General features: G+C 59.6%; 13 protein-coding genes. 3 read left to right on the forward strand and 10 right to left on the reverse strand.

Going from position 1 to position 14838, the window contains the following annotated elements:
- Positions 1-143 precede the first annotated feature (143 nt).
- Positions 144-623 (forward strand): hypothetical protein, encoded by a 480-nt coding sequence (locus FJE54_RS01350; protein ID WP_139650805.1) that lies wholly within the window; start codon positions 144-146, stop codon positions 621-623.
- A gap of 201 nt (positions 624-824) precedes the next feature.
- On the opposite strand, the gene FJE54_RS01355 is transcribed toward FJE54_RS01350, so the two are convergent.
- Positions 825-2270, reverse strand: a complete 1446-nt coding sequence (locus FJE54_RS01355; protein WP_139650807.1) for a helix-turn-helix transcriptional regulator — start codon at positions 2268-2270, stop codon at positions 825-827.
- Positions 2271-2492: 222 nt separating this feature from the next.
- Between FJE54_RS01355 and FJE54_RS01360 the strand changes: the two genes are divergently transcribed.
- On the forward strand, positions 2493-4220 hold the full coding sequence (locus FJE54_RS01360; protein ID WP_139650809.1) for an FAD-binding protein: 1728 nt from the start codon (positions 2493-2495) through the stop codon (positions 4218-4220).
- 201 nt (positions 4221-4421) lie between these two features.
- Here the strand turns inward: FJE54_RS01360 and tnpA are convergent, their stop codons facing one another.
- From tnpA to FJE54_RS01400, 8 genes are all read right to left on the reverse strand, one after another.
- Positions 4422-4880 (reverse strand): IS200/IS605 family transposase, encoded by a 459-nt coding sequence (tnpA, locus tag FJE54_RS01365; RefSeq protein WP_139650811.1) that lies wholly within the window; start codon positions 4878-4880, stop codon positions 4422-4424.
- A 219-nt stretch (positions 4881-5099) separates the two neighbouring features.
- On the reverse strand, positions 5100-5447 hold the full coding sequence (locus tag FJE54_RS01370) for a Veg family protein (protein WP_139650813.1): 348 nt from the start codon (positions 5445-5447) through the stop codon (positions 5100-5102).
- Positions 5448-6126: 679 nt separating this feature from the next.
- Positions 6127-7068, reverse strand: coding sequence for a 16S rRNA (adenine(1518)-N(6)/adenine(1519)-N(6))-dimethyltransferase RsmA (rsmA, locus tag FJE54_RS01375; RefSeq protein ID WP_139650815.1), 942 nt, complete (start codon positions 7066-7068; stop codon positions 6127-6129).
- On the reverse strand, positions 7065-7667 hold the full coding sequence (locus FJE54_RS01380; protein ID WP_180326490.1) for a flavodoxin family protein: 603 nt from the start codon (positions 7665-7667) through the stop codon (positions 7065-7067). The genes rsmA and FJE54_RS01380 overlap by 4 nt, the downstream gene beginning before the upstream one ends.
- Positions 7664-8365, reverse strand: a complete 702-nt coding sequence (locus FJE54_RS01385) for a TatD family hydrolase (protein ID WP_139650819.1) — start codon at positions 8363-8365, stop codon at positions 7664-7666. Before FJE54_RS01385 ends, FJE54_RS01380 begins: the two co-directional genes overlap by 4 nt.
- A gap of 18 nt (positions 8366-8383) precedes the next feature.
- Positions 8384-8767 carry a nitrate ABC transporter substrate-binding protein gene (locus FJE54_RS01390; RefSeq protein ID WP_255467154.1) on the reverse strand — a complete coding sequence of 128 codons (384 nt, stop codon included), beginning with the start codon at positions 8765-8767 and terminating at the stop codon, positions 8384-8386.
- 127 nt (positions 8768-8894) lie between these two features.
- Positions 8895-10475, reverse strand: coding sequence for a methionine--tRNA ligase (gene metG, locus FJE54_RS01395; RefSeq protein WP_139650821.1), 1581 nt, complete (start codon positions 10473-10475; stop codon positions 8895-8897).
- Positions 10476-10569: 94 nt separating this feature from the next.
- Positions 10570-11739, reverse strand: a complete 1170-nt coding sequence (locus FJE54_RS01400) for a nitrate/nitrite transporter (protein WP_139650823.1) — start codon at positions 11737-11739, stop codon at positions 10570-10572.
- Positions 11740-12044: 305 nt separating this feature from the next.
- Between FJE54_RS01400 and FJE54_RS01405 the strand changes: the two genes are divergently transcribed.
- Positions 12045-12962: a LysR family transcriptional regulator gene (locus FJE54_RS01405; protein ID WP_180326492.1), complete on the forward strand. Its 918-nt coding sequence runs from the start codon at positions 12045-12047 to the stop codon at positions 12960-12962.
- 15 nt (positions 12963-12977) lie between these two features.
- Here the strand turns inward: FJE54_RS01405 and FJE54_RS01410 are convergent, their stop codons facing one another.
- Positions 12978-14672 (reverse strand): FAD-binding protein, encoded by a 1695-nt coding sequence (locus FJE54_RS01410; protein ID WP_139650827.1) that lies wholly within the window; start codon positions 14670-14672, stop codon positions 12978-12980.
- Positions 14673-14838: the final 166 nt, after the last annotated feature.

A 14838-nucleotide genomic window follows, 5' to 3' on the forward strand; every position in this document is an offset into this window, starting at 1 on the left:
TCCGGCGTATTGTATGGCTAAAGCATGATGCCGAAATGCCCGGCGGCTGTCAGATCGAAAGGGGGAAACCAGACGACCGTCACTGCTTGCGTTGCGCCCTGCCGCCTGTCAGCCTTTTCGCCCTCGTCGAAAAGAGGTATGCAATGTCATTAGCATTTCGTATTGCCATGGGTTTTCTCATGTCGGTGTTTTTGGCTTTCACGATGAGCCTGTTCTCGCCGATCGTCGCAGGTGCTCCCGTCGAGCCGATGGGGCTTTTGATGGGAACGCTTACCGGAACGGTGATTGGAACCGTCGTCATGGCGGTGCTTCCCGTCATCCCGCTCTCGATGAAGTTCGCCGTATCGTGCGGAGCCAAAGAGGGATCGCTCGGTTGGTTTTTGCTCAAAGACGTGCTTCTGTGCACCATCATGTACATCATTCTGTCGTTCTGCCTCAACGCCATGATCTCGGGTATCGATGCGACGTTCGTGAACCGCTGGCTCGCACCCGCCCCCTTGCTGTGGATCATCTGCTACGTCGTGGCGATACAGGTCGAGCCGCTGTGCATGTTCCTCTCGTGCAAGATCACGCGCACCGAGCTTTCATTCGGCGCTCCTGCCCCCGAGGCGGAAGCCCACTGATCGCGCATTCCGACAGCACCGCGTAAACACCTGGTTCAGGAAGGAGCGTCGCGTGCGCTCCTTCGACTTTTGCGGGAGCCCTCGCCCAACCCAGGTCGCATGGGCGGCGCTATACGCACTTCGTGCGCGCGAACCGCCGCACACGCTGCGTCAGTCTTGCACCTTCTCGCGCGCGTGCCGCCGCGCATGGCTTGCGCAGCCCTATGATTCCCCTACCAGATCGATCAGCTCTTGGCGCGAGTGCACGCCGAGCTTCTGATAGATATGCTTGATGTGGGTTTTCACCGTGTTGTACGAAAGGACGAACTCCTCGGCGATGAATTTACCGTCTCTGCCGCGGGCGAGCAGTTGAAGGATATCGATTTCACGATCGGTCAACCCGTGCTCGATGCCCAACAAACGGCTCCGCGCTTCCATATGGTCGCCGACCCGCAGTATCTCCGGCTCCGATACCTCTTTCACATCGTTGATAACACGGGTGAAGCTGAAATCGCGGAACCCGAGCCACAGAAACGCGATGAACGCGAAGGCGAACGCCGTCGTGATCGCGGCAGCAGTTGTGGAAGAATCTGCAAGGAGACCGTTGGTCACGTGGCCTGCCATTGCGCCGATATCGGTGCCGATCGCGCTCATGAACCGAACGGAGCCGAGGATCGGCAGCAGCAAAAAGATATTACGACGCCCGATCGCGGCCAACACGAGCCACACCAGCAGAGTGAAGCAATCACGACCCGCCCGCAACAGCGTGTTCGTAACCGTGGTGTCGTGTCCGAACGAGAACGGCGCAACGAGATATCCCGCAATGATAAGCAGGGCCGCGAACGAGAACAGCTGGTCTTCCCTTCCCTCGTGCTCCTTTGCGGAATCCCCCATTAAAACCACGACGACGATGGCTGCAAGCACGATATTCTCGACCACGGTAACAATAGGCGCGTTCGACTGTTCGTTGAAAGCGAGCGCATAGCCCGAAGCGACGCTCACGAGCAGCATGCAGAAGTACAAGCCCTTGAGTTTGGAGACGCCGACGAAAACCGAAGAATCGCTCACACCGATGCTTGACGCGGCTGCCGACTGCCTGATCGTCTGAAACAGGGGCACGCTCACCTTCCAGGTAAGCGCAATGGGAACGATCGCGCACAGAACGACGAAGAACGATCCGAGCGCAACGGGAAGGTTCGGGGGAACGAGCTGCCAGACAAATCCGGAAAGCACCATCCCGATACCCACGGTCACGAGCACGGTCCTCAGCGACGAGATTGTGGTTAGAGCCACCGAGAACACCGTAATCGCCCACACCTGGCCAGCGGCACGGCACAGCAGGCTCACCATGACGAACAGGGGATTTTGCAGCTCAAGCGATAGCGCAAGCAGAAATCCCGACACCACGAGAACCGCAATGGTTACCAAGCTGATGGTCTTCACATCGAACAGCGATGGCTTCTTCACAGCCACGAAGGCGACTGCAAGGAAGAGCACCGCCTGCATAAACGTCGAGAGTTCGCGCCCCACTCCGAAATACGGGGCGATACGCGCATACACCTCGGCGTTGAGAATGGCGCCTGAAAACGAAAAGCAGAATATGGACACCATGCATGCAAGCACGATCCTGTCCCGCGTTATCATGTTCAACCGGTTGAGCAGCTGCATTCGTTTCCTCCCCTTCGAATTCTATAGGAGGTTCGGCCCCGACGCCACCCGCGAACGCAACAATACCCCATCGTGGGTGATCCGCATTTTTTCCCGCCGACTCGCCCAAATGCCCCACTGCGGGGGACGCATGCAGGTGAAGCGTCCCGTAGGATTGTTCGACGATGCGCCGAGCTCGTCGGGCGGCGCACGATTCAAAAGGGATTACAAGGAGGATACGGAATGGATCACAAACATGCAGGAATATCGCGCAGGAGCTTTCTGACGGGGGCAGCCGCAACGGGCGCTCTCGCCACGCTCGGACTCGCCGGCTGCGCTCCCCAGGCATCGGGAGAGGCGGAACCGAAAGCGCAAGCCGCCGACAACACGGCACCGGCAGCAAACGACTGGCTGGGTTCGGCGCCCGAAGTGGCCGATGCCGATATCACCGAAACCAAGGAGTGCGACATTCTCATCGTGGGCGCCGGCATGTCGGGTATGGCTGCCGCAGCAACCGCCGCCGATCTCGGACTCAACTTCCTGGTTGTCGACAAAGGCTCCGAGCCGGCAGCGCCCCACTTCGACGTGGGCGCGATCAACTCGAAGTTCACAGAGCAAACAGGTGAGAGCGTCGATGAGGGTCGCATCTTGAACGAACTCAACCGCTACGCATCGTTCAAAAACGACTCGACTGTCGCAGGCACCTGGATCCGCCAAAGCTCGGAGATGGTCGAATGGCTGCAAGCCCTCTACGAAGAGAAGCTCGGCGGCTGCACCGTAACCGTCGATGTTGAAAACGGCGGCGATGGGCGCGCGGGCGGCACGATGTACTACATCCCGCCCGAGTGCCATACGTTCTCCGACGGCGAAGGCGGCCGCATCAACCACATCGAAGTGCTTACCGAGTTCATCGCCGACAAAGGCTACGAAGTGGGCTACAGCCACGACCTCGTGAAGCTCGTGCGCGACGGGAGCGGCCCTGTGACCGGCGCCATCTTCACCACCCCAGACGGTACAGTGAAGATAAACGCCGCCAAGGGCGTTGTGCTCGCCACGGGCGGATACCCGGCAGACCCCGTGATGGTGCAAGCGCTGAATCCCATTATTCCCGCATGCGTGACCTCGACGAACTACAATCTGAACAATACGGGCATGGGCATCAAGGCAGCGCTTTGGGCAGGAGCCGCCATGGACACGACGCCCGCAGCTATGATCTTCGACCGTGGCTCGGTCGAGCCAGGCGTGGACGCCGGGTACACGGGCGAGGGAGCCGATGCGCAGTTCGCCACAGGCGGCCAGTTCAACCTTGGCAGCCAGCCGTTCTTGAAAGTGGACCGCAACGGCGCGCGCATCACCAACGAAAGCTGCAACTACGATGGCATCTGCCACGCGGCGAGCAACCATCCCGGCGGCGTGTGGTGCCAGGTCTTCGATGTGAACGCACCTGAAGACGTGCAGCGCTTCAAGACGCAGGGCTGCGCAGCCATGACGTGGAAGATGCAGCTTAAGGACAAAACCGTCGACGAGGCTTACGACGAGAAGTACATCAGCACGGGCATCATGCAGAAAGCCGATACGCTCGACGAGCTTGCAACCAAGCTCGGGTTCGAGGGCGATGCCAAGACGCAGTTCCTCGCCTCGATCGAGCGCTACAACGAGCTGTTCGATGCGGGCGTCGACGAGGATATGGGCAAGGAAGCCTACCGTCTTTCGGAAATCCGCACTGCACCGTTTTACGGCACATGGTTCGGCGGCTCGCTGCTGACCACGCTCGACGGCGTACGCATCAACAAGGATACGCAGGTACTCGACACCGATGAGATGCCAATCGAGGGCCTGTACGCAGTCGGCACCTGTTCGGGCAGCTACTACTCGGGCAACTACCCCGTGTACCTCGTGGGCAACTGCCTCGGCCGCAACATGACGTTCGGCCGCCACGCAGTCCGCTTCATCGCTGGTGAAGTGGAATAGCTTCGAAGCTATCGACTCCCAAGAATCATGAACCACCCCTCCAAGGGGTGGTTTGCACAGGGCCTATAAGGCCAAGGGCTGCCGGCAGCGTCTAAAGGCGCCGCCTTTCACTTCGTTCAAGCCGCATCGCCTTTGACTCGTCGCAGCCGCTTGAAGCGGCGCTCGTACTACCCGGCTACCCCCGAAGGGGGTTCTCGGAGGCTACCCCTTCTTGAAGGGGTCCTCGTACTCCTTGACGCTGAGCTTGTCCAGCGCGATGTCGTGGGCTTCCTGCTCCCTGATGTACTTGGCTATCGTGGCCTCGTTCAGCCCGACCGTCGACACGTAGTAGCCCTCGGCCCAGAAGTGCCGGTTGCCGAACTTGTACTTCAGGTTCGCGTGCTTGTCGAACATCATGAGCGCGCTCTTGCCCTTGGGGTACCCCATGAAGCTCGACACTGCCAGCTTGGGCGGGATGCTGACCAGCATATGCACGTGGTCCGGCATCAGGTGGCCCTCGATTATCTCGACCCCCTTGTACCTGCAGAGCTGCCGGAATATCTCGCCCAGCGAATCCCGGTATTGGTTGTAGATGATTTTGCGCCTATACTTCGGTGTGAACACGATATGGTACTTGCACAGCCACTTCGTGTGCGACAGGCTTTGCGCCTTGTTTGCCATAATGACCGCCTTTCCAGGTCGGATGCGACTTGAACACTTGCATCTTATCCCTGGTCGGCGGTCGTTTGGTTTGCAAGGGTGAAACCTTCGACGCGCACCCGCATAGCGGGTGGTTTATTGCCCTGCGCGCTTCGCGCCCAGTGCAGGCTCACGAGCCTGAATCAAGAAGCGCCCGACGAATGCGGGCGCTTCTTTCATTGGTGCCATAAGCGGTGCACGTTACGAGAGCACCGTTTCCTTCTCTTCGATATCCTCTTCGAGAACCATGGGGGCCTCGTCGATAGGAGTCTCTTCGATGAAGGGCTCGAACAGCGGCTCGCCATCCTGGGAGAGTTCGACCATGCCGGTCAGCACGTCGACATACTGGTACGACTGGCGCGCCGTGCGGCCGCGCTTGCGATCGACTTCCATGATGAACAGCTGGGGGTGGACCTGCGTGAGAACGCCTTCGCTCTCGACGATCTTCGAACGGCCCATGTTGGCGCGAACCTTCAGCCGCTGGCCGACGAAATCGTGCAACGTATCGTGGATTCCATCCACGATTTTCGCCTGCTTAGCTAAATCCATGCTCACTCATCCTTACATGCGACTCAAATTACAGCAATAACAGATTGAAATTATACCACGGCAGTCAATGCTTGACAGAATCTGCACGTTTCCATCATGGTTGTCCGCAACAAGATCCTTGCGATCAGGGATGCTATGGACTTCAAACAAAGTTAATCGGCAAACGGACGAACCGTGCGGCCAAATACTCACTGGTTCGAACGCGCCTTGACACGTGTGCAGAGATATCGGAACCCGGCAGCCCCATTGGGAGTTGCGCCGTTCCGAGATATCGGAACTCGGCAGCCCATTGGAAGTTGCGCCGTGCCGGTCATCGCCGGAATCTGTTCCGGAGTTTCTAAATCTCGGCACAAAATTGGAGGTTTGACAATTAGAGAATATCGTATGTTTAATTTTGAGCACTTTGAAATCTTGCGATCAGGCATTATGTCCGCCTTTGATTTGAATTTCATTAGGTATCTGATTATATAATTGTCAAACCTCCAATTTTGTGCCGGAATCGGGCGATCCGAGAACACAGAGGGCGAGTCGCGAACACGAGGTGGGCTCGGGGACATGAAGGAAGAACCGCGAACACGAGGTGAGCTCGGGGACACAAAGGGAGAGTCGGGAGCACAAAGGCTCAGAAGGCGGCAACGATCTACCGCGTGCGGGATCGCTGGGTTTCCCGTCTGCCTGATCAGAACGAAGCGTCGTGTAACGCCTTGCCGAGCCTGATAAACTCCGCACGCACGAGCGTCTCGCCTCGTCGGCCCGGGTCGATTCCCGCGCGCTCGAAGATGCTCGACAGCGCAGAAGCAATCGACGAGCCTTGCTCGCCTTTGCTGGCGAAGTATGTCTTGCACGAGTTGGCGATGGTTTTACGGCGAGCGGCAAACGCCGCCTCGGCCATGGTGCACGTAGCGCGCAGGGCATCGGCATCGAGCGGAGCGCCGTCATCGTCTACAGGGCGCACGCGGTCGAGCCGGAGCACCGAGCTTTCAACCCGAGGCGGCGGGAAAAAGTTGCCGGGACTCACCGAAAACCGTCCCGCAGGCTCAGCGAACAGAGAAAGCTTCACCGTGTAAGCACCGTAGTTCTTCGTTCCCGCCTTTGCGGACATGCGATCAGCCACCTCGGATTGCACCATCACCGTGGCGCTCTCGATGCTTTCGAACCGCTCGAAGTAATCGAGCACGAGTGTCGCCGCTACCGCATAAGGAAGGTTGGCGACGAACTTGTTCGGCATAGGATGCACGGCAAGAACCTCGGGCGGCCCCGCCTGTTCAGCCGCTTGGGCAAGATCGGTTGCGGTCAGATCGAGCGCATCCTTTCCCACAAGCGCGAAGCGGTCGGCCCAGGGGCCAAGCGTCTCATCGAGCACCGCAGGCAGATCTTTATCGCGCTCGACCGACACCACGAACCCCGCGTTTTTGAGCAGCGCAATAGTGAGCGTGCCAATACCGGGACCCACCTCAAGCACGAAATCCCTTTCATTCACCTGAGAAAACGCGATAATCTTTTCGAGGATCACATCGTTGACGAGGAAGTTCTGGCCAAGCGCCTTCTTCGTGTAGAGGCCGTGCGCTTCGAGAACGGCACGTGTCGCCGAGGGCGTAGCCAAGGGGGATAGCTTGGTCATCGTGCGCCCCCAGCCGCACGCTCGTCTTCAGAGCAGGGCAAGCCACCGCCAAAAACCTCGGATATCCCACCCTGTGCAGGCTCCCACGCAGCGGCTATCGCGTAAAGCTCGTCGTGGGTCTTGCCGACGCAATCATGCACCGCGCCCAAGCGGTATCCAGCCACGGCAAGCGCAGAGCGCACGATGCCCGTAAGCGGGTCGAAGCCGTGAGGGTCTCCCCCATCGCCGATGGCGAACAGTTCGGCAGGGCGCTTCGGTTTTGTGCGGACATCGGTCCAAAAATACCGCTGAAACCGATCGAGCACGGCTTTGAACTGCGCGGGGGGTCCGGCGAAATAGATGGGAGACACTACAACAAGGCTATCCGCTTCGTCGAGGAGCGCATAGAGGTCCTGCATCGCGTCTTCGATGATGCAGCCTTCCCCCAACTCGCAATAATCGCAGGCAATGCACGGATCGACGTCGATGTCGTCGGCTAAACTGAACAGGTTGATCTCGTCCTCGGGCCACAGGTCGTGCATACGGCGCGCGAGCGCGTCGCAGAGGTGGGCACTTTTCCCTTCGGGGCGAAACGATCCGCAGATGACGAGACGGTTCATTGGGACGTACCCCAGGGTCCGCTCGGCCCGGCAGCCACCTGTGCAGCGCCGCCGTGCTCGAGCTGCCATGCGGTCGGCTCGCGGTTCAGAAGATCGAGCGCGTTGCGGTAGATATCCGCGAGAAACTCGAGCTTCGCAGGCCCCGTTTCGCATCCGCGAACCTCTGCCAAGCGCTCGGCGGTGAATATCACATGATCGGGACCGCACTCCATGCCGCGCATAGGCTCGGGCGTCATGTACGGCGCGTCCGTTTCGGTGAGAATGCGACCGAGAGGCATGCGCCGTGCAGCCTCACGCGTGTCGTCGCTCTTTTTGAACGTAAGCGAGCCGCCGAACGCGGCGTAGCAGCCCTTGTCGAGCCACGGCGCAAGCGTATCCCAATCAAGGTTGAAGCAATGCAGCAGCACACCGCCTTCGGGAAAGCCCTCCTCGGTCATGATGCGGTACGCCTCCTCGTGCGCTTCGCGCAGATGGAGGACGAGGGGCAGTCTCGTCTCGTGGGCAAGAGCGATTTGGCGGCGGAACACCGCAATCTGATCTGCGCGAGGCGAGAAGTCGTAGTGGTAGTCGAGCCCCACCTCGCCGACTGCGCACGTACGCGGATCGGCCAAAAGCCGATACAGCTCGGCCTCGAGTGCGTCGTCGTAGTGCTTGGCGTTATGGGGATGGCAGCCAGCTGCGATGCGAACCCGTGGCACGCACGGGCGAGGTTCGCCTCAACAGCGGCGCGTGACGAGACGCGCGATGTTGAGCGCACCCTGGAACCGCCAATCGTTCAGCTGATCGTAGGTGGTCAAACCGTCTTCGTGCACGTCGACGATCGTGCAGACGAATCGCACGTCGCGGATGCCCGCCCGCGCAAGCGCGAGCGCCGGATCGGCGAGAAGCTGCAGGTGAGCGTGGGTATCGGCCACAGGAGCATTCAGTGCAGGCGGATCGATCACGCGGTATTCGCCGTGCTTGCGCTTCTGGCGAAACAGCGTGTCGAAGAAAACCGGTTCTTCATGCTGCCGATCGCCGGATGGCCCGGATTGTTCGCCCGGGTTCCCACACCGTTCGGCGGACGCAGACACGTCGCCTTGCTGTATCGTTTCAGTCACCGCTACTCCTTTCATGTGCCGCAAACACCAGGCTCCGCTTTGCCGGCTGTACCGATCGGCTTTCTACACCGCGGGCACGCCCATCGGGGGTTTCGGCGTACGACCCGCAGCGCCATGCCGATGCGCCCTATTCCACCCCGAAGTCGATCGCTTCAACATCGAGGCGCGGAAACAACGGGTCACCCGTTTCCACGGCGTTGCCCGCAGGCAGCTGGCCCCACGCGGTCGCAGCCTCGATATCGTCCACCTCGGTAACTGCGCCGAGCGAGAGGCGTTTGAACACTTCGGCGGAAGTGTTCGGCATGAACGGCGCCATGTACAAGGCGATGATGCGGATGGCTTCAAGCGCGTTGTAGATCACGGCGGCAAGCTCGTCTGCGGTTTCTTCCGATTTCGCAAGGTTCCACGGTGCGGATTCTTCCACATACAGGTTCACGCGGCCCGCGAGCTTCTGCACCGCAGCCGCCGCACCCGAAAAGTTGACGAGCCCCATACAGCGATCGTATTCGGCGTACAGCTCGTCGGATATCGCGCGCAAGGGATTAGTCGCTGCCGCAGCAGGCGGATTCGGCACCAGCGAATCGAAATACTTCTTCGTCATGTTGAACACGCGCGAGCAGAGGTTGCCCCAGGTGTTCGCCAAGTCCGCGTTGTACACCTGTACCATGCGCTCCACCGAAATCGAGCCGTCATGGCCGAACTGCACGTCGCTCATGAAGTAATAGCGATACGCATCCACCCCGAACACCTTGACAAGGTCTTCAGGCAAAAGCGCATTGCCCTTCGATTTGGACATCTTCTCACCCTTGGTCAACAGGAAACCGTGACCGAATACGGTATGGGTGATGGGCAGCTCCGCCGCCATGAGCATGGCGGGCCAGATCACGCAATGGAAGCGGATGATGTCTTTGCCGACGAAATGGTACTGCATGGGCCAGCGCTCTTCGAATTCGCCCGCGCGCTCGGGATCGGCGTATCCGATGCCTGTGATGTATGCCAGAAGCGCATCGGCCCACACGTAGGCCACGTGCCCCTCGTCAAAGGGCAGCGGCACACCCCAATCAAACGTGGAGCGCGAGATGGAAAGATCCTTCAGCCCGCTTCTCACGAACGAGACGATCTCGTTCCTGCGCGTTTCGGGGCGGATGAAATCGGGGTTCTCGTCGTAGAACGCAAGCAGCTTATCCTCGAACTCGGAAAGCTTGAAAAACCAGTTCTCCTCCCCCGAGGCTTTGCGAACAGGGCGCTTGCAATCGGGGCATACGAACACGCCTTCCTCATCCTTTTCGAGTTCGCCTTCCGTATAGTACGTTTCCTCGTGTACGCAGTACCAGCCTTCGTAAGCGCCCTTGTACAGGTAGCCCTTTTCGTAGAGGTCGGTCCAGAACTTCTGCACGGTACGCGCGTGTCGCGGCTCGGTCGTGCGCACGAAATCGGTGTAGGTGATGTCGAGCATATCCCATGCATCGCGAAACTTCGGTTCCATGGAGTCGCACCACGCTAACGGCGTCATGCCATGGCCCTCGGCCACTTCGGCAACCTTCTGCCCGTGCTCGTCGAGACCGGTCACGAATGCGACATCGTAGCCGTTCATACGCTGATAGCGGGCCACGGTGTCGGCGGCGACGGTTGTGTAGGCCGTCCCCAAGTGGGGTGCTGCGTTCACGTAGTAAATGGGCGTGGTAAACGAATAGGTTCCTTTTGCCATGGTGCTTCCTCTCGTGCGGCCTCGCGACCGATGACATCGCGCGCCTTGTTTGTATGCGTGCCCGCTATTCTAGCACGCCACGAGACCATCGAGGCTACATCCCGGCAGCACCACGCTGTTTACGCGATTCGGTTCGGCCGAGCCACACCACGGCAACTAAGCACGCAAGGATCGAGCAGGCGAACGCAATGAACCCGGGGGCGTAGGACCCGGTTGCTCCGAGAAACGCGGAGAGCACGAGCGGTGGGAAGAACCCTCCGAGGCCGCCCATCATCGACACGACGCCGTTTACGGGGCCGGCCTGAGCGACAAAGTAGGTGGGAACGAGCTTGAACACGACACCGTTGCCGATGCCGCACGCGATGCTGATCACGTACACGCCCGCCATGAAGAGTTCGAGGCCGGGTACCGTAGCCAGAACGAGGGCACCGGCGATCATAGCCACGAACACGCCCGCTAAGAGCTTCCAGCAATCGAGGTGATCGGATAGCCAGCCGCCAAGCACGCGCACGACCGCCGCCGTGACGATGAAAAGCGAGGTGAAGATACCCGCCGTTACGCCATCGACCCCGAAATCGCTGACGAGGAAGTTCGGCAGGAACACGGTAAACGCCACAAACGCCCCAAAGGTGACGAAATAGAAGAGCGAGAAGAGCCACAGCTTCTCGTCTTTCCACACTGCTTTGATCTGCTGGACGATGGGCGTTTTGACCTTGGGTTCGTGCCTATCGCCCAAAAAGAAGTTGAGCGCTATCATCACGAGCAGCAAGCCAAGATAGAACTTGATGGCCATCTGCCATCCGAACTGCACGGCGAGTACCGGTGCGGCGTACGTGGTAATGGCGGTACCCATGTTGCCGAAGCCGTACACGCCGTTCACGAAGCCGTGACGTTCTTTCGGATAGTACTTCGGCAGCGAAGTAACCCCGACCGAGAAGATCGCGCCGCCGAACCCGAGGAATACGCCGCCGATGAGAAGATCGACGTACGTGGTCGCAACGCTCAGGAAGTACACGGGAAACAAAAGCACGATGAAGCTCGCGAGAAACACCGTGCGCGCGCCGAGAAGGTTCGCGTAGTACCCGAACGGGATACGCAGCACCGAGCCCAAGATCACGGGCACGGCGGTCACGAGAGCGAGCATGTCGTCGGGGATGAAGATATCATGCTTGATGAACGGTAGAAGCGACGACAGGATTACCCATACGGTGAAACCCGCGATCAGATCTAACGTCTGAAGCGGCAACTGCGCTTTCTTGATCACGCTTATCTCCCCTCGCGCCCAAGCGATATCCTGCGGTGCCGGTCGACTCATGCAATCTTTACGCGCATCCCATCGCGGTGTCGAGTGCTTCCCGCAACGTTTCGCGCGTTGTGCCATCGCGATGCCGAGTGCCCTCGCAACTCCCGCGTTGAGCGCCCTCTTGGCACCGGCCCGTCTCCTCGCAGAAATGATACCACGCCTTCCCTCTTCGGAATTATTCCCAGTACAGATATAGGGTTAATCCCTCGCGATGCCATTCGGCGAAAAGCGCACTATAATGGATGAGGGAACAGGAAGGGAGACGCATGAGGCTCGAAACACTTCACGAGTTCGTTATCGTTGCGAAGCACCTGAACATCACCAAGGCTGCCCAGGAGCTCTACATCTCCCAGCCATCGCTGAGCGCGCGCATGAGCGCATTGGAAAAGGAACTCGGCTACCCGCTGCTCGACCGGACGAGGCAGAAGCTCTCGCTCACCCCCGCCGGCTCTGTGCTGCTCGACTACGCTCAACGCATTATCGGATTGTACGCCGAGGCGCTGGCGGAAAGCGAAGCCGCGGCAAAAAACAGACCGACGATTAAAGCGGCCACCCTTGCTCCCGATTCCCCGTTCTACGCTGCGTTGCCGAACCGCGAATCGCACCCGTACACGTTCGTCGACCTTGATCTCAATACGACGGCGACCGACGCATTGCGCAAGGGGCTTGTCGACGTCGCCATCGATTCGGATTATTCGTGCATCGAAGAACTGCGCGAAGAGAGCGAGACTCTCGGCATAACCTACCGCCGGCTCGGCACCGACCGATGCTTTCTCGCCATGATGGCAAGCCATCCGCTTGCCCATCGCGATCAGTTGAGCCGCCACGATCTCGAAGGCCAAACCATCGTCATCAACAGCGGTAGCCACTTCGACCGCTGGAGCAAGATGGTGCAAACAATGATCGGTCCCGATATCAAGGTCGGCTTCCGCATGAACACGCTCGAAAGCACGAGCAACCTCGCGTTCGTGGATCTCGGGTCCTCGATCTACATTTGCGGAGGAGGCTCGTCGCGCGCCTATCTGGATCAGCGAAGCGACGTCGTGATTCTCGATAAGTTTGGAACATGCGACCTTGCCTATCCGATTGCGCTCGTATGCAGAACTGCCGATGCGGAGAACGAGACGAGCCCGGTGAAGGAGTTCGTCGACGAATTCCTCAACCGGGCTCTCGATGCCTGTTAGGCTCCAGCCGAAGGGCTATGCCCCCGTGATGTGCTTAGCCGCCACATACCCCATAACCCCACCCTGGCCGAGCGTCGAGCCGCCCGCCCAGTAGCCCGCAACGCCCGACGAGCAGTTGCCGACCGCGTACAATCCCGCAATCGGACTACCGTCGACGTCGAGCACCTGCGCGTTCTCGTTGATGTGCAGGCCGCCGCGCGTACCACCCATCATACCCGGGACGTAACGGCAGCAGTAGAACGGGGGATCCTGCATCGTGCCGAGCACGGTTTCAGGAATCTCGGCATCGGGAAGCGACATGAGCCCGCTCATCATGGCAAGCGTGTTCGCGCTCGCAGCCTTCTCTCCGCGATGCCACAGCGGGTCTTCGCCGCGAGCCGCGTTTTCATTGAAGGCAGCCAGTTCAGCGGTCAGACCTTCCTTGTCGATGCCCATGCCCTCGGCCAACTCTTCAAGCGAGTCGAACGCGAACACGAACTCAGGAAGCTCAGCCGGTGTCGAATAACCGGGTAGAAGGAACGTTTGCGCATACGTCGCATCGCAGATCCAGAAGCCGGGTATGTTGACGTACTCCATCGTGCCTGTATCGTACACGCCGAACGCGCGATTCATCGTATCGTACATCGTCGATTCGTCGCAGAAGCGCTTGCCCTTGCGATTCACGATGACGCTGTGCGGGAACCCGCGGGGCGCAAAGGCGTCGCTTCCCGCGTTGTCGTAGCGAAACGCACCGGGCTCCCACTCTTTTTGGGTATCGAAGTACGGGTTGCCGAACGTCGTATCCATGTAGGCGAGCTGTGCGCCCACCTTGGCACCGAGCCGATGCCCGTCGCCTGTGTTGTTCATCGAGCCATTCGAACGGTAGTACGGGAAGGGCAGGAAGAAGCGGCGCATATCCTCGTTGTGCTCGAACCCGCCCGTACCCAAAATGACGGCGTTTGCCTTGACGCTCGTGCCGTCGGAAAGCCTTGCGCCGATCACGGCTCCCTCCGCATCAGTAACGAGCGATTCGATCGAGGTGCCCATAGCGAGCTCGATCGCATCGCTGCCCTTCACGTACTCTTGGTATGTAGTCCACTGGGCCGGCGCGGCCAGATATTCGCCGTTCGCATCGAAGGGGTACCAGCTTCCACGGCCAAACGCATCGGGAAGCGAACCCTGATACAGTTCGTAGTAATCGCCGAACGCCTTGTTGATGTGGCCCCACTTCGACCAACCGTGCGTATCGAGGACGAAGCGGCAGAAATCGTTCGCGTTATCCACGAAGGCCGCCTGCACGTTCTCGTCCATGCGCGAATCGCCGACGAGCTTCATGTATTCGAGCACCTGATCGCGGGTATCGGAAATACCTTCGGCTTCGTTGAACTCGAGCATCGCGAGCGCGTAGCCTCCGCCCGACGTGGCCGAGGTGCCGCCGAACATCGCCTTGTCCTTCTCAACTACAAGCACCGATTCCGCGCCGAGTTCGGCGGCGGCGATGGCCGCATGGATTGCCGTACCCGTTCCCGCTACGAGAACAGAGACCTCTTTGTCCCAGGTCGTCGAATCGGTCGAAGTCGATGTGCTTGCGCCGGTTTCTGCGGGCGAGCAGGCGGCAAGCGCGGTTGCACCCAGCATGCCGATGCCAGCGACGGCCGCGCCTTTGAGCGCGTCGCGCCTGCTGATTCCCTTGGTCTGTGCATGGTTGTGCGATGCGGTTTCGTTACTCATATCCAGATCCCTCCTTGAAATGGAATGCCAACGAGAAGAGTGTACGACGCGCGCCGAAGATGGGTGAAATAGGATTCTGCGAGGCAGTCATAACCGTTCGATATGCCGCCATAAGAACAACCGATACCTGTGCGCACGGTCCGCTCGGTCTGCAACCGCCAATGCA

It is taken from the genome of Raoultibacter phocaeensis, from assembly GCF_901411515.1.
GTDB lineage: Bacteria > Actinomycetota > Coriobacteriia > Coriobacteriales > Eggerthellaceae > Raoultibacter > Raoultibacter phocaeensis.